Below are 14,094 nucleotides of genomic sequence, written 5' to 3'. Positions count from 1 at the left end.
GGCTCAGCGGTCCATCACCGTCTGCTCCACCGGCTTGTAGTCGTGGTCATAGCCGAAGTAGCGTGGCCCGACCAGGGCAATCGCCTCCGGCGTGCGCCAGGCCGGCACGCAGGGCAGGCCCAGCACCGCGGCGCGCAGGCCGAAGCGGGCCTGCTCCGCGGTGATCGGTTCGCCGGTCTCCAGATCGACCAGCACGATCAGATCCGGCGTCGTGCACAGCACGGCATCAAGGGTGCGGGCCATCAGGAACTCGTTCTGGAACAGCAGCTGCAGACGCTGGCCGGCGTAGTCGTCCAGGCCCTGCAGCTGGGCCACGCCGCGGCCGAAGCGACCGTCCGTAGTGCGCTGCACATCGGCGAGCTTGCCCTTGAACAGGCAGAAGCCCTCGGTCACGCGCACCAGCTCGGCCACCGGGTCGAGGTGGCGGGCGCGGGCATCGAACAGCGCCTGGCCGGCCCGCTGCGTCATCGTGATCGAGCCGCGCACCATCGCCTTGCGCGCCTGGGCCACCGTCATAGGGTAGATGGCCATGCAGCAGGAGCCGCCCATGTCCATCGTGATGCTGCGCACAAAGCGCTCGGTGAAGGCGTTGCTGATCGTGTTCATCGTCAGCGCATTGCCCTTCTCGTCGGCCAGGGCCAGCGGACTGGCCGCGATACCCTGCAGGGTGCACAGCGTCATCTGGATCTCGGGGAAGGCGCGGCCCATCGTGTCGCCATCGACCAGGGGCAGACCGGTGGCGCTGGCGATGCTGAACGGTATCGTCGAGTTCAAGCCGCCGACCTCGATAGACATCACGGCCTTAGCCTTCTTTCCCAGCAGCGCTTCGAGGCTGCGCAGCGCGGCCATCATCGGGCCGATCTCGGGCAGCTTCTCCAGCATCACGGCCGGCGCGCCGGCCATGGCCACCGGCACGATCAGGTCGTCGTCATCGAGCTCGTCGATGTCGATCAGCCGCACGGGGCCGTGCTCGCGGATCGCGCGCTGCGCCAGCAGCTTGCCGAGATAGGGGTCGCCGCCGCCACCGGTGCCGTAGACCGCACCGCCGATGGCGATGGCCTCCATGTCTGTTGCTTCTATCAGTGTCATGCCGCAGTTCCAGTCGCAGGGTCAAACAGGTCGCCGATCACGCGCACGCGGATGCGGGTGGAGTTGCCACCGATATAGGCCAGCGGCACGTCCTCGACGTCGAGCAGGGTCAGGGTTTGCGGGTTGGCGCCGGCCTGCACCGCCTTATGTTCAGCATCGGCGCGCACCTGGGCAATCGCCTGCTCGCGGGTCAGGCCTTCAAGGCGCACGACGCGGTCGATCTCGCCGCTGACCTGGGCCATCGCAGCGCCGACCGCATTGGCCACGCCGAAATGCGGGGGTATCGTCACAGCCGCATCGCCGACGCGCTCGCGCAGCAGGATGCTGCCGCCACCCACCACCACCACGGGCAGCACCGTCGCCGAGGTGCGCATGCGCTCGACCGCATCAAACACCATTTGCTGCAGCCGGGCGTGGCAGCGCTGTACCGCCTCGGTTGGCAGATGGGCCACCTTGGCCGCATCGCCCAGGGTGGCCACACCGGCCGCCACGGCGATGTCGGTGGCCGTCAGGGTGCGGCCACCGAACACCAGGGCCTCGGTGTGGATGTTGTAGCCGACGCTGCGCGGGCCCAGCGTCGTCATGTCGGCATTGACCAGGGACCCGCCACCCAGGCCTATGCTGTAGACGTCGGGCATGCGGAAATTGGTGCGCACGCCGCCGACCTCGACCGCGATGCCGGCCTGGCGCGGAAAGCCGGCCTGCAGCACGCCGACATCCGAGGTCGTGCCGCCGATGTCGACGACGATGGCGTCACTCAGCCCCGACAGAAAGGCCGCGCCGCGCATCGAGTTGGTCGGGCCCGAGGCCACCGTCAGGATGGGAAAGCGCGCCGCCTGCTCGGCGCTCATCAAGGTGCCGTCGTTCTGCGTCAGGTAGAACGGCGCGCTGATGCCGCTGTCCGTCAAGGCCTGCTCGAAGGCGGCCACCACGTCCAGGCCCAGCGGCCCGAGGCAGGCGTTCAGGATGGCCGCGTTCTCTCGCTCCAGCAGGCCGATGCGGCCGATCTGCGACGACAGCGTGATGCGCGCGTCGGGCATCACCTCGCGCACCAGACTGGCGGCGAGGTGCTCCTGAGCATCGTTGATGAACGAGAACGCGCCGGAGATGGCCACATCGCAAAGGCCCAGGGCCGCGAACTCGGTCGCAAAGCCACGGATCTGCTCAGGCTGCAAGGTGCCCAGCTCGCGGCCATCGAACTCGTAGCCGCCCTGGGCCAGACGCCAGTGCATGGCGACTGCTGCCAGCATGTCCTCGGGCCAGGCCGAGGTAGGCGGCAGGCCGCTGGTAGCGGGCAGACCCAGGCGGATCATGCCCACCGGCGCGAGCCGTCTGCGCTCGATCAAGGCATTGGTGAAGTGCGTCGTGCCTATCATCACCGCGCCGATGCTGGAGCGCTCGATCGCGGCGCCGGCCACGACCTCCTTCAAGGCATTGACCACACCGCTCATCACATCGGCGGTGGTCGCAGTCTTCAGCCCGAACAGCACCTCGCGGCCGCGCATCACCACGGCGTCGGTGTTGGTGCCACCGACGTCAATTCCCACTCGAATCATCACGCTCCCCCTTACAACCGGAACTTGGCTTCGAGCCCGACCGTGCGGCCGGTGGCCAGCGAGCCTATGTCATAGGGCAGTCCGCTGTAGCGGGATGAGTTGTAGTCGGCGTAGTAGCGCTTGTTGCCCAGATTGCGGCCGACCAGCGTCACCGACCAGCGGTCCCTGGCATCGCGCACGCCTATGCGCAGGCCCAGCAGGTCCAGTGCCGGCGAAACCGCCACGTTGTCCGGGTGCCAGTACTTCTTGTCGCGGTGCTCGTAGTCGGCGCGCAGCAGGCCTTCCATGCCATTGCCCAGCGGCTGCGTCCATTGCGCGCCGAAGTTGATCTTGAAAGGCACCGTCTTCGGCGTGTGGTTGCCCACCGTGCCTGGCTCGGCCGTGCTGCGGCGGATGCTGCTGTCGGTAATACCCAGACCCCCGTCGAACTCCAGGCCCTTCATCGGCAGGAAGCGGAAGTCCAGATCCAGGCCCTTCAGCGCCACCGAGTCGATATTGGTGATGACCTGAGAGCCGGTGGCGATGTCCACCTTGAAGAACTGGAAGTCCTTGGAGCGGGAGAAGAACACGGCGGCGTTGAACAGCAGCCGGCCGTCCATCAGTATGGTCTTGGCGCCAATCTCGGCATTGCTCAGGGTCTCGGCCTTGAAGTCCGGGATGCCCGGCGCATTGAAGCCGCCGGAGCGAAAGCCCGTGCTCAGGGTCGCATAGGCCAAGGTGTCGCGGCTGAACTTCTGTGTCAGGGTGAACTTGGGCTGCCACTTCGAGTAGCTGGCCGAGCGCACGGCGCCGTTGAGCACATTTGTCTGCTCCCGCTGGTCGCGGTCGTAGCGCAGCGCGCTGGACAGGGTCAGTTGCTTGCTGAGGTCCACATCGACCTGGCCGAACAGGGCCGAGGCGCGGTTGTGGTTGGACTCCTGCAGGTGGACGATGGTCTTGCCGGCCTCGTCCCACTGGCCGGTCGAGCCGTCGACATCGACGAAGGCGCGTGTCTCCAGATCGCGCTTGGTGTCCAGATAGTAGACGCCGCCAATCCAGCGCACGGCCTGGTCGTCCGGCGAGGTCAGGCGCAGCTCCTGGCTGGCCATGCGCACACCCAGGTTCTGGCCCTGACCGGCCTGGAAGCCCAGGCCCAGAAAGCCGCCGGGCGAGTCGGTCGGGTTGGAGAAATCGACATCACCGCGGTAGCGCTCGGTCAGCTTGGTGTAGCCGGTGATGGCCGTCAAGGTGCCGACATTCAGCTCGTACTGGACCTTGGCGCTGAAGTCATCGGTATGGCCCTCGGTGGTGCCCAGGATGTTGGAGCGCGGTGCCAGTATGGTGGCCGGATTGCTGCCCGTGACGATGCTGTCCCAGGTGGCGCCGGCGCTGTAGTCGATCACGTTGGCGCGCAGATCGACCTGAAGGCCGGTGCCGGCCTTCAGCAAGAGCTTGGCGCGCAGCGAGTTGTCGTGATCGACGGCATCGACCTTGGCGCCGCTGAAGGTGTTGGTGATCAGGCCGTCCGTGCTCTTGGTCTGCGCGACGACGCGGAACATCGCCGTGTCCGGCACCAGCGCGCCGCTGACACCACCCGACAGCTCACGCGCGCCGCCGTTGCCCAGCTCCAGGCCGACAAAGCCCTCCAGCTTGTTGCCGGGCGCCTTGGTCTCGATATTGATCGCCCCGCCGATCGCGTTGCGGCCGTACAGCGCGCCCTGCGGGCCCTTCAGCACCTCGATCCGTTCGACGTCGAACAGATTCATCTTCAGCTGCTTCTGGTTGTTCTGCGGCACGCCATCCACCACCACAGCCACCGGCGAGTCGGCATTGTTGATCTGGGTCACGCCGCGCAGCACGACAAAGGAGTTGCCGTAGGTGAACGAGTTGTCGAAGGACATATTCGGCGTCAGGTTCACGAAGTCCTGCGTGCTGCTGATGCCCATGTTCTCGATCTGCTTGGACGAGAAGGCCTTCACCGCTGCGGGCACATCCTGAAGGCGTTCGAGCCGGCGCTGCGCACTGACGACCACGGTCTCCAGCTTGGCGGGGTCGGCAGCGGCCGGCGGCTCGCTGCTCTGGCTCCAGGCGGCCGTGCTGGCCAGGGTCAGCGCGGCCAGGGTGACCGGCGTGAGCCGGTGGCGGGCTTGCGTCGCGTGCTTCATGCGAGAGTCCTTTGGAGAGTGTGAGGGAGTGGCTTTGGGATGGATCAAGTCTCGGCGACCGCCCTCACAGCCGCAACGCAAACGGCGGGGGGCACGGGCGGCAAAAACGGGGGATGGGGCAAACCCGGCCGCTATTCGCACGTCGGCCCATGGGGGTGCCATGCACAATCAACCGTCATGACCCTGTCCGCCGACCCCGCCCTGCGCTTCGAGCCCATCGTGCATGTCGACGAGGCCCTGTGGCGCCAGCGCGTGATGGATCGACTGCTGGCCGCCGCGCCCAGCTCGGCGCGGCTGACCCTGCTCAGTGCCCCGGCCGGCTTTGGCAAGACCACCGTGCTGGCCCAGCTGGCCGAGCAGAAGCGCCGCGAAGGCGCGCAGGTGGCCTGGCTGAACTGTGATGAGCGCGACAAGGACCCGGCGCTGTTCGCCGAGAACCTGCTGGCCGCGCTGGGCCGCTGCACCTTGGACCGCGGCACGACCCAGGCTTCGCCGCCGGCACTCCGCCTGGCCGAGCTGCGCGAGCCACTCTTGATCTGCATCGACGACTACGAATGCGCGTCCAGCGTCGCCGTGGACGACATCGTCGAGGAAATGGCCCTGGCCGCGCCGCCCAATGTGGGCATCGTGCTGGCCAGCCGCGAGGCCCCCCATCAACACCTGACCCGGTTGCAGCTGGCCGGCAAGGTGCGTCTGGTCGATGCCGAGCTGCTGCGCTTCACCCGCGACGAGTCGGTGCTGCTGCTGGGCGACGCCTTGCCCGAGGCCGCCGCACAGCAGGTGGCCGCCTATGCCGACGGCTGGCCGTTCGCGCTGCAACTGGCCCGGCTGCGCGCCAGCGGAGGCGCTTCCACCACCGACTGGACGGTGGACGCCCGTGCCAAGATCCCGCGCCGCCAGATCTTCGACTATCTGGCCGAGGAGGTGCTGGCGACCTTGCCGCCGGCGATGCTCGAGTTCCTCGGCGATGTGGCGGTGCTGGACACGGTCGACGTGGCCAGCGCCAACGCGCTGCGCGGCCGCGATGACGGGCTGGCCCTGATACAGCAGCTGGCGCGCATCAAGCCGATTGCCGTGGTCGAGGAGACCCCCTGGTCGGCTCGCTTGCATCCGCTGCTGCGCGACTATCTGGTCGATGCCGCCGAGCTGAGCGCACCGGGCCGCATGGCCGGCCAGCATCTGCGCGCCGCGCGGCACCTGGCCGAGCGCGGCCAGCTGCACGAGGCGGTGGCCCATGCAGTGGCCGGCGGGCGGCTGGACATGGGCGCCGACCTGATCGAGGAGGCGGGGGGCTTTCTGCTCGTTGCCAACGAGGGCGCCGTCCGCTCGCGCCTGTTACTGCAGCAGCTGCCCGAGGCGACGATACGCAAGCGCCCTCGCCTGCGCCTGCTGCAGCTGGTGCAGCAGGTGCTGGAGGCCGATCCGGCCAGCGCGGCACTGGAGTTCGAGCGGCTGGAGCAACAGATCCGTGAGGCCGACACCGGCCCCGATGATCCGGCCCGCTTCGACCTCGAGGTCTCGCGCTGCATGATGCAGATGAACCCGGCCGAGCACCATCTGCGCTTCTCGCCCTGGTCGGTGCTGGAGCAGGCGCGGCAGCTGGCGCGCAACCATGCCGGCCAGGACCAGCGGCCACTGGGCTGCACGGTGCCGATCGAGATCTTCTTCCTGCACCGCTACGGCCCGGTCGAGCGCTGCGAGCGCCGCATACGCGAGGTCGAGGAGGTGTTCGCCAGCGGCGCCTACACCTACAACAGCCCCTGGATCTGGACCTATCACGCCCGCAGCGCGCTGGCCCGCGGCGACCTGGAGCAGGCCGAGCGTGACATTCGCCAGTCGCTGCAGCAGGACGCCAACTTCCTCAACTTTCGCCAGGGCTCGCTGAGCCGGCTGGTCAGCAGCCTCCTGGGCCATATCGCCCGGCTGCGCGGCGAGACCGAGGCGGCGCTGGAGCATTTCTCGGCGATGGCGCCCTGGGAGCCGACACGGCTGCTGGAGGTGCTGCATGCCGGCCATGTGGAGACCGCGCTGTGCGAGTTCGCCTTGGGCCATGCCGATCGTGCGATGGAGCTGCTGGAGAGCGCCCGTCACCTCGCCTTCGAGGAGAACCTGCCGCATCTGGAGGTGCTGGCCGGGGCCGCGCAGGTGGAGCTGCTGGCACGGCTGGGCGATGTGGCCGGTGCCCAGGCCCTTGCGGAACGGGTCAAGCTCGACGAGCTGTGGGTCCTGGCCCAGGAGCCCTTCGCCCTGCCCTGGATCTCGGTCGAGGCGCTGGCGCGGGCCAGCTTCTTTGTGCAGATGGGGCTGGGTGATGCGACGGCGGCCAATGGGGTTGCTGCGGCGCTGCTGGCTTCGGCCCGGCGCTCCGGCCATCGACTGTCCGAGCTGTGCGCCCACCTGATGGCCGCCCGCGCGCGCGAATTGCTGGGTGACGCTGCCGGCGCGCAGCGCGCGCTGTTGCAGGCGCTGGCCCTGGCCGCACGCAGTGGCGCCGTCCAGCCCTGCCTGGACTTCGGCGCCGAGCTGATCGCCCAGGTGCGCGTCTGGCTCTCCGGCACGCCGGCCGCAGGCCATGTGCCCGAGGTGCAGTGGGCGCAGACGCTGGTGCGAACCTGGGAGCAGCGCTTCCGCACCCGTGCGCTGGGCGCGGCGGCCAGCCCGCTGACGCCACGCGAGGTCGATGTGCTGTGCGAGCTGGCCAAGGACCACACGACCAAGCTGATCGCCAAGAACCTGCTGCTGTCGCCCGAAACCGTCAAGCACCACCTGAAGGCGATCTTCTCCAAACTGGGTGTGCGCACCCGCGAGGACGCGATCCTGGAAGCGAGGCGGCGGGCCTTGATGCCTTGAAGCCCGCTTCAGCAGGGCATCTTCTTCATAGCAAAGTCGATGCCGCGCAGCTGGCCATTCCTCATGCCCTCGATGCGGGCCGCAAGGCGATCGTCGGGAAGCAGCCGGTAGATCACCCGCTGCGGAAAGTCATGCTGCGGGTTCTCGAAGGTGACCTCACCCTCGGCCGCGCTGTCCAGCGTGAAGGTGGTTTCCTTCTGACCCGACGGCAGGGCGATATAGACCAACCTGCCCTCGGCACTGGCACGTATCTGCATGAACTCATGCGCGACGGTCTTGCCCTTCTTGACCGTGCGGCTCAGTCCCAGCATCGTCCCCCCGGCGGGCGGCAACCAGTGCTCGACCGAGCCAGGCTCGCCGCCCTCGGAGGCCCAGCAGCCGCTGAGCCAGGAGAGTGAGGCAAGTTCGGTCTGTTGGGCTTCAGCCGGCAAGGCGAATACCACCACAACTGCGGCGACAACTGAAGCGAAACGGATCGAATCGCCACTGAGTGTCGGTGCTTGGCGCCTTGCGTTGTTGGCGCGACAGAGGGGGCGGGAGGCCGGCCACGACGGGCTGAAGCTTGGGCCGGTCCCTTCGGCCCGACCTCCAGCTTCTTTATGCCCGCCGTGGCCGGCCCCCCACCCCCTCTGCGGATGCGCTGGTGGCCTCCGACCCAGACCACGGAGCGAACTCTGCGGTTGGCGAGTGGGCGCATTCGTGACAGCAGGGGCGAGGGCGTGCCGGCTGCTGCGGGCATCAGGAAGCCGGAGTTCGACCCGTTCAGGGGCGGGCAAGGCTTCAGCCCGGAGCGGCCGGTGCGCCCTCGTTCCTGCCGCCTCAGCTTCATGTAGTGTGTCGCGTCCAGCGAGGTGGAGAACTGATATGAGCGCCATCTCGTCACCCCTCAATCCGCTCCACATGATGGCAAGCCACCTGATGCCCGCCAATGGGCCGCAGCTCCGGCACCTCGGCGCTGCAGCGCTCGTCGGCGTAGGGGCAGCGCTTGTGGAAGGTGCAGCCGCTGGGTGGATCCAGCGGCGAAGGCAGTTCGCCGACGATGCGGATCTTGTTCGCGCGGCGGGCGGGGTCGATGCTGGGCGTGGCCGACAGCAGGGCCTTGGTGTAGGGGTGCAGCGCTTGGGTGAACAGCGTGGCCTTCGGTGCGAACTCGACCACGCGGCCCAGGTACATGACCATCACCCGATTGGCGATGTGCTCGACGACGCTCAAGTTGTGCGAGATGAAGACGTAGGCGATCTGCGTGCTCTGCTGCAGGTCCATGAACAGGTTCAGGATCTGCGCCTGTATGGACACGTCCAGTGCCGAGGTCGGCTCGTCCGCCACCAGCAGCTTCGGAGCCAACATCATCGCCCGAGCGATCGCGATGCGCTGGCGCTGGCCGCCGGAGAACATATGCGGATAGCGCTGCGCGTGCTCGGGGCGCAGGCCGACCTGATTCAGCATCGCGGCCACGCGCTCGCGGCGCTCTGCCTTGCCGGCCTTGATGTTCAGCTTCAGCGGCTCGTCAAGCATCTGCTCAATGCGCTTGCGCGGGTTCAGCGAGGCGTACGGGTTCTGGAACACCATCTGCACCGTCTGGCGCAGCGCGCGCAGGTGAGCGCTGCTGGCATCGGCCACGTCGGTGCCGTTGATGCGCAGGGCGCCGCCGGTGGGCTTCTCGATCAGGGTCAGCGCGCGGGCCAAGGTGGACTTGCCGCAACCCGACTCGCCGACCACAGCCAGCGTCTCACCGCGCTGCAGAGTAAAGCTGACGCCATTGAGCGCCTTGACCATCGCCGGCGGCTTGAACATGCCGCGCTGCACCGCGTAGTGGCGCGACAGGTTCTGCGCCTCCAGTAGAGGCTGTTGCGGCTCAGTCATCGTGGGCGGGTGCGGCGGCAACGGCCTGCACATGGATCGGTTTGAGGCAGCGCACCAGGGCGCCGTCATTGAGCATACCCAGCTGCGGATGGGTGGTGCGGCAGGTCTCCATCACATAGGGGCAGCGTGGCGACAGCAGGCAGCCCACCGGCCGCTCATGCTGGCCCGGCACGACACCGGCCAGCGTCGGCAGGCGAGCGGCGCCACGCGAGTGCTCGGGAATGGAGGCGAGCAGTGCCTCGGTGTAGGGATGGTGCGGCCGCTCGAACAGCGCCGGCACCGCCTGGGTCTCGACCACCTCGCCGGCATACATCACCGCAATGCGCTTGGCATGTTCGGACAGCAGGGCCAGGTCATGCGTGATCAGTATCAGCGCCATATTCTGCTGGCGCTGCAGATTGACCAGCAGGTCCAATACCTGGGCCTGGATGGTCACGTCCAGGGCGGTGGTCGGTTCGTCGGCGATCAATAGCTTGGGCGCACAGGCCAGGGCCATGGCGATCATCACGCGCTGGCTCATGCCGCCCGACAGCTGGTGCGGATAGGCCTGCAGCCGCGAACTCGGGTCCGGGATCTCGACCAGTTGCAGCAGCTCGAACGCACGGTCGTGCATCTTCATGCGGCTGGCCTTCTGGTGCACCTTCAAGGTCTCTATGATCTGGAAGCCCACCGTGTAGCTGGGGTTCAGGCTGGCCATCGGGTCCTGGAAGATCATCGCCATGTCACGGCCCACGATCTTGCGGCGCTCGCGCGGCGGCAAGGTCAGCAGATCGTGACCATCGAAGCGCAGCGCATCGGCGCGCACGCGGCCCGGCGCGTCGATCAGGCCCATCAGCGCCAGCATGCTGACGCTCTTGCCCGAGCCCGACTCGCCGACCACGCCCAGCAGCTCGCCGCGGTCCAAGGTGATGTCCACGCCCTGCACGGCGGCGAAGGGTCGCTCGGCGCTGCCGAACTCGACCGTCAGATTGCGTATTTCCAAAAGACTCATGACAGCTTCTTCAAACGCGGGTCGAGCGCATCACGCAGGCCGTCACCCATCAGATTGATGGCCAGCACGGTGCTCAGAATAGCCAGGCCGGGCAGGGTCACGACCCAGTTGGCGCGTTCGATGTAGTCGCGCGCCGAGGCCAGCATCGTGCCCCACTCGGGCATCGGCGGCTGAGCGCCCAGGCCCAGAAAGCCCAGGGCCGCGGCGGTCAGGATGGCGTCCGAGAAGCCCAGCGTCGCGGTGACTATCACCGGCGCCATGCAGTTGGGTAAGACGGTGTCGAACATCAGCCTGAACGTGCCGGCACCGGCAAGGCGCGAGGCGATCACATAGTCCTTGGCCAGCTCGGACATCGCCGAGGCGCGCACCAGCCGCACATAGCCGGGGATGCTAACCAGGGCGATGGCCAGCATCGTGTTGACAAGACCCGGCCCCAGCACCGCCACGACGGCAATCGCCAGCAGCAGGCTGGGCAGGGCCAGCATCACGTCCATCAGGCGCAGGATCGCCGTACCCAGCTTGTTTGGAAAGAAGGCCGCCAGCAGGCCCAGCGCAATGCCCGGCAGCATCGACAGAACCACCGCCACCAGCCCTATGCTCAGCGACAGCCGCGCGCCATGCAGCAGGCGCGACAGCATGTCGCGGCCGATGTCGTCGGTGCCGAGGAGGAAGCGGCTCGTGCCCTCGCCCCACACCGGCGGCGTCAGCAGCGCATCGCGGTACTGCTCGATCGGACTGTAGGGCGCCAGCACATCGGCCAAGAGCGCGCACAGCACGACGATGACGAAGAAGATCAGGCCCAGCAGCGCGCCCTTGTTGGACGAGAAGCTGCGCCAGAAGTCGGCAAACCCCGAGGGCAAGGGTGCCAGCAGCTCGTTGTTGTTGCCGACGACATTCAGCACCGGCCCCTGTTTGGCCGCATCGCTGGGCAATTGACTATTTGGCATGGCGGATCCTCGGGTTGATCCAGCCATAGAGCAGGTCCACCAACAGATTGACGATGATGACCAGGGTCGCGGAAATCAGGATACCGCCCTGCACCACCGGATAGTCGCGCCGGCCGATCGCATCGATCAGCCATTTGCCGACGCCGGGCCAGGAGAAGATGGTCTCGGTCAGCACCGCGCCGCCGAGCAGGGTGCCGACCAGCAGGCCTATCACCGTGACCACCGGCACCAGCGCATTGCGCAGCGCGTGCACGAACACCACACGGGCCGGCGACAGGCCCTTGGCCCGGGCGGTGCGCACATAGTCCTCGCGCAGCACCTCCAGCATGCTGGATCGCGTCATCCGCGCGATCACCGCCAGCGGCACCGTGCCCAGCACGATGGACGGCAGCACCAGGTGCGACAGCGCCGACTTGAAGGCCCCCGCCTCGCCCGACAGCCAAGCATCTATCAGCATGAAGCCGGTGCGCGGCGCGATGTCGAACTCCAAAGCCATGCGCCCCGACACCGGCAAAGCGAAGTCGGGCGCGATGTCGCGCATCGCCACCGAGAAGAACATGATCAGCAGCAGCCCCCACCAGAAGATCGGCATCGAGAAGCCGGTCAGCGAGATACCCATCACGCCATGGTCGAGGAGGGTGCCGCGCTTGATCGCCGCCAGCACGCCGGCCAGCAGGCCGACGACGGTGGCGAACAGCAGCGCACAGAAGGCCAGCTCCACAGTGGCCGGGAACAGCTTCAGGAACTCGCTCCACACGCCCTCGTGGGTGACGAAGGACTCACCCAGATCCAGCTGCAAGGCCTTCCACAAATAGATGCCGTACTGCTCGTACAGCGGCCGGTCCAGCCCCAGGCGGTGCAGGGTCTCGGCATAGAAGGCGGGGTCGAGGCGGCGCTCGCCGGCCATCACCTGCACCGGGTCGCCGGGGATCAGGTGTATCAGCGAGAAGGCCAGCAGGGTGATGCCGATGAAGGTCGGAATCACCAGGCCCAGGCGCTTGAGGAAGAAACTGAACATGGTCTAGGCTTGGAGCTCTCAGGGCAGGGACACACCGCGAAAATCGAGGTCGGCAAAGGGGCTGGATTTGAAGCCCCTGACCCGCTGGTTCACCGCCGTGAAGTACTGGGGATAGACGGTGGGAATCAAGGGCACCTCCTCGGCCACCATGCGCTGCGCCTGGACGTAGAGCTGGCTGCGCTGGCCTTGGTCGCTGTGGGCGCGGGCCTTGGCCAGCAGCGCATCGAAGGCCTTGTTGCACCAGCGGCTCTTGTTGTTGCCGGCGCTGACACCGTCACAGCTGAGGTTGGGGTTGACGAAGCTGTCAGGGTCGCCGTCGCCGGCCCAGTTCAGGAAGGTGATGTCATGCTCACCGGCACCGGTGCGCCTGAGCATCTCACCCCATTCCATCATCTGCACCCGAACCTTGACGCCGATCTTGGCCCAGTCGGCCTGCATCAGCTCGGCGGCACGACGGCCATCGATACTACCGCCGATGCGGGTGAAGATGGTCAGCTCGGTGCCGTCATAGCCCGAAGCCTTGACCAGCGCCTTCGCCTGCTCGACATCGAAGCGGCTGCTCAGGCCCTTGTCATGGCTCCACTGCGACGGCGGCAGGAAGCTGGCCGCAGGCAAGGCACGGCCGCCATAGACCGACTGGATGTAGCTGGCCTTGTTGAAGCTCAAGGCCAGCGCCTGGCGGAAACGCTTGTCGGACAGGAACTTGCGCTGCGTGTTCAGCGCGATATAGCCGGTCAGCAGCCCCACCTCGGACTGCACCTTGACGGCCGTGCCGTCGAAGCCGCCCAGGGTCTCACCGCGCATATTGGCACCGATCAGGCACTCGCCGGCCTTGAGTCGCTGCACGCGCACATTGGCGTCGGGCGTGATGGCCACCACCAGTTGATCGAACTGCGGCTTGCTGCCCCAGTAGCCCGGGTGGGTGCTCAGGCGCAGCACCGCGTCTTTCTGATAGCTCTTGAATACAAAGGGGCCGGTACCCACCGGCTGGGTATTGATCAGCTCCGGCTTGCCGGCCTTGAGCAGCTGCGCGCCGTACTCGGCCGAGTACACCGAGCTGTTGAACTGGTTGGCCAGCAGGGTCTGCATCAGCGCATTCGGCTGCTTCAGCTGCAGGCGCACCGTCATCGCGTCGACTTTCTCGACCGCCTTGATCGCATCGCCCATGCCGGTGCCGTGCCACATCAGAAAGCCGCCCTTGGCCACCGCCTGCCAGGGGCTCTTCGCATCGGCCATGCGCTGGAATGAGAACAGCACATCGTCGGCGTTCATCTCGCGCGTGGGCGTGAACCAGGGCGTGCTGTGGAACTTCACCCCCGGGCGCAGCTCAAGGGTCAGCTGCAGGCCGTCGGCACTGAGGCGCCAGGCCCGGGCAAGACCCGGCACAAACTCGGTCGTGCCGCGCTTGTACATCAGCAGCTGATCGAAGATCGTGTTGCCCACCGCATCGACGGTCACCGCCGACTCGCTCTGGGCGATGTCGAAGCCATCGGGGGCGGCCTCGGTGCACACCGTCAGCGGCGCCGCTTGGGCCACCGCCAGGCAGACTGTGAGGCCCAGCGCCAGGCCGGCCCGCATCACCTCAGTGGCTCCACCGCGCTATGCGCGACCCACGATCCATGAAACGTGAAGCGGC

The 14,094-nt window shown here is 67.3% G+C and carries 10 protein-coding genes; 1 reads left to right on the top strand and 9 read right to left on the bottom strand.

The features are described 5' to 3' along the window. Nucleotides 1–3: 3 nt before the first annotated feature. Genes DES47_RS24365 through DES47_RS24355 form a run of 3 tightly spaced genes read right to left on the bottom strand, consistent with a single transcriptional unit; the run spans nucleotide 4 to nucleotide 4,789 of the window. On the bottom strand, nucleotides 4–1,089 hold the full coding sequence (locus tag DES47_RS24365; protein ID WP_133703378.1) for a DUF917 domain-containing protein: 1,086 nt from the start codon (nucleotides 1,087–1,089) through the stop codon (nucleotides 4–6). Next, on the bottom strand, nucleotides 1,086–2,645 hold the full coding sequence (locus DES47_RS24360) for a hydantoinase/oxoprolinase N-terminal domain-containing protein (protein ID WP_133703377.1): 1,560 nt from the start codon (nucleotides 2,643–2,645) through the stop codon (nucleotides 1,086–1,088). The genes DES47_RS24365 and DES47_RS24360 overlap by 4 nt, the downstream gene beginning before the upstream one ends. Nucleotides 2,646–2,656: 11 nt before the next feature. After that, on the bottom strand, nucleotides 2,657–4,789 hold the full coding sequence (locus DES47_RS24355; RefSeq protein WP_166652149.1) for a TonB-dependent receptor: 2,133 nt from the start codon (nucleotides 4,787–4,789) through the stop codon (nucleotides 2,657–2,659). 177 nt (nucleotides 4,790–4,966) lie between these two features. Here DES47_RS24355 and DES47_RS24350 point away from each other — a divergent pair, with 177 nt between their 5' ends. After that, nucleotides 4,967–7,639 carry a helix-turn-helix transcriptional regulator gene (locus tag DES47_RS24350; protein WP_133703375.1) on the top strand — a complete coding sequence of 891 codons (2,673 nt, stop codon included), beginning with the start codon at nucleotides 4,967–4,969 and terminating at the stop codon, nucleotides 7,637–7,639. A gap of 8 nt (nucleotides 7,640–7,647) precedes the next feature. Here DES47_RS24350 and DES47_RS24345 read toward each other — a convergent pair whose 3' ends face one another. The 6 genes from DES47_RS24345 to DES47_RS24320 form a co-directional block, all read right to left on the bottom strand. Then, nucleotides 7,648–8,070: a DUF6265 family protein gene (locus tag DES47_RS24345; RefSeq protein ID WP_133703374.1), complete on the bottom strand. Its 423-nt coding sequence runs from the start codon at nucleotides 8,068–8,070 to the stop codon at nucleotides 7,648–7,650. Nucleotides 8,071–8,518: 448 nt separating this feature from the next. Beyond that, nucleotides 8,519–9,502 carry a peptide ABC transporter ATP-binding protein gene (locus tag DES47_RS24340; RefSeq protein ID WP_133703373.1) on the bottom strand — a complete coding sequence of 328 codons (984 nt, stop codon included), beginning with the start codon at nucleotides 9,500–9,502 and terminating at the stop codon, nucleotides 8,519–8,521. Continuing rightward, a complete protein-coding gene (locus DES47_RS24335) occupies nucleotides 9,495–10,493 on the bottom strand; it encodes an ABC transporter ATP-binding protein (RefSeq protein ID WP_133703372.1) in 999 nt (332 codons plus the stop codon). Before DES47_RS24335 ends, DES47_RS24340 begins: the two co-directional genes overlap by 8 nt. After that, nucleotides 10,490–11,440 carry an ABC transporter permease subunit gene (locus DES47_RS24330; protein WP_133703371.1) on the bottom strand — a complete coding sequence of 317 codons (951 nt, stop codon included), beginning with the start codon at nucleotides 11,438–11,440 and terminating at the stop codon, nucleotides 10,490–10,492. The genes DES47_RS24335 and DES47_RS24330 overlap by 4 nt, the downstream gene beginning before the upstream one ends. Next, nucleotides 11,430–12,458, bottom strand: coding sequence for an ABC transporter permease subunit (locus DES47_RS24325; RefSeq protein WP_133703370.1), 1,029 nt, complete (start codon nucleotides 12,456–12,458; stop codon nucleotides 11,430–11,432). The genes DES47_RS24330 and DES47_RS24325 overlap by 11 nt, the downstream gene beginning before the upstream one ends. Before the next feature lie 18 nt (nucleotides 12,459–12,476). Next, complete coding sequence (locus tag DES47_RS24320) at nucleotides 12,477–14,036, bottom strand: ABC transporter substrate-binding protein (protein WP_133703369.1); 1,560 nt, start codon at nucleotides 14,034–14,036, stop codon at nucleotides 12,477–12,479. Nucleotides 14,037–14,094 lie beyond the last annotated feature (58 nt).

The sequence above is a fragment of the Roseateles toxinivorans genome, from assembly GCF_004362525.1.
In the GTDB taxonomy this organism is placed as follows: domain Bacteria; phylum Pseudomonadota; class Gammaproteobacteria; order Burkholderiales; family Burkholderiaceae_C; genus Paucibacter; species Paucibacter toxinivorans.
This window is presented reverse-complemented; position numbering and strand designations above follow the sequence as displayed.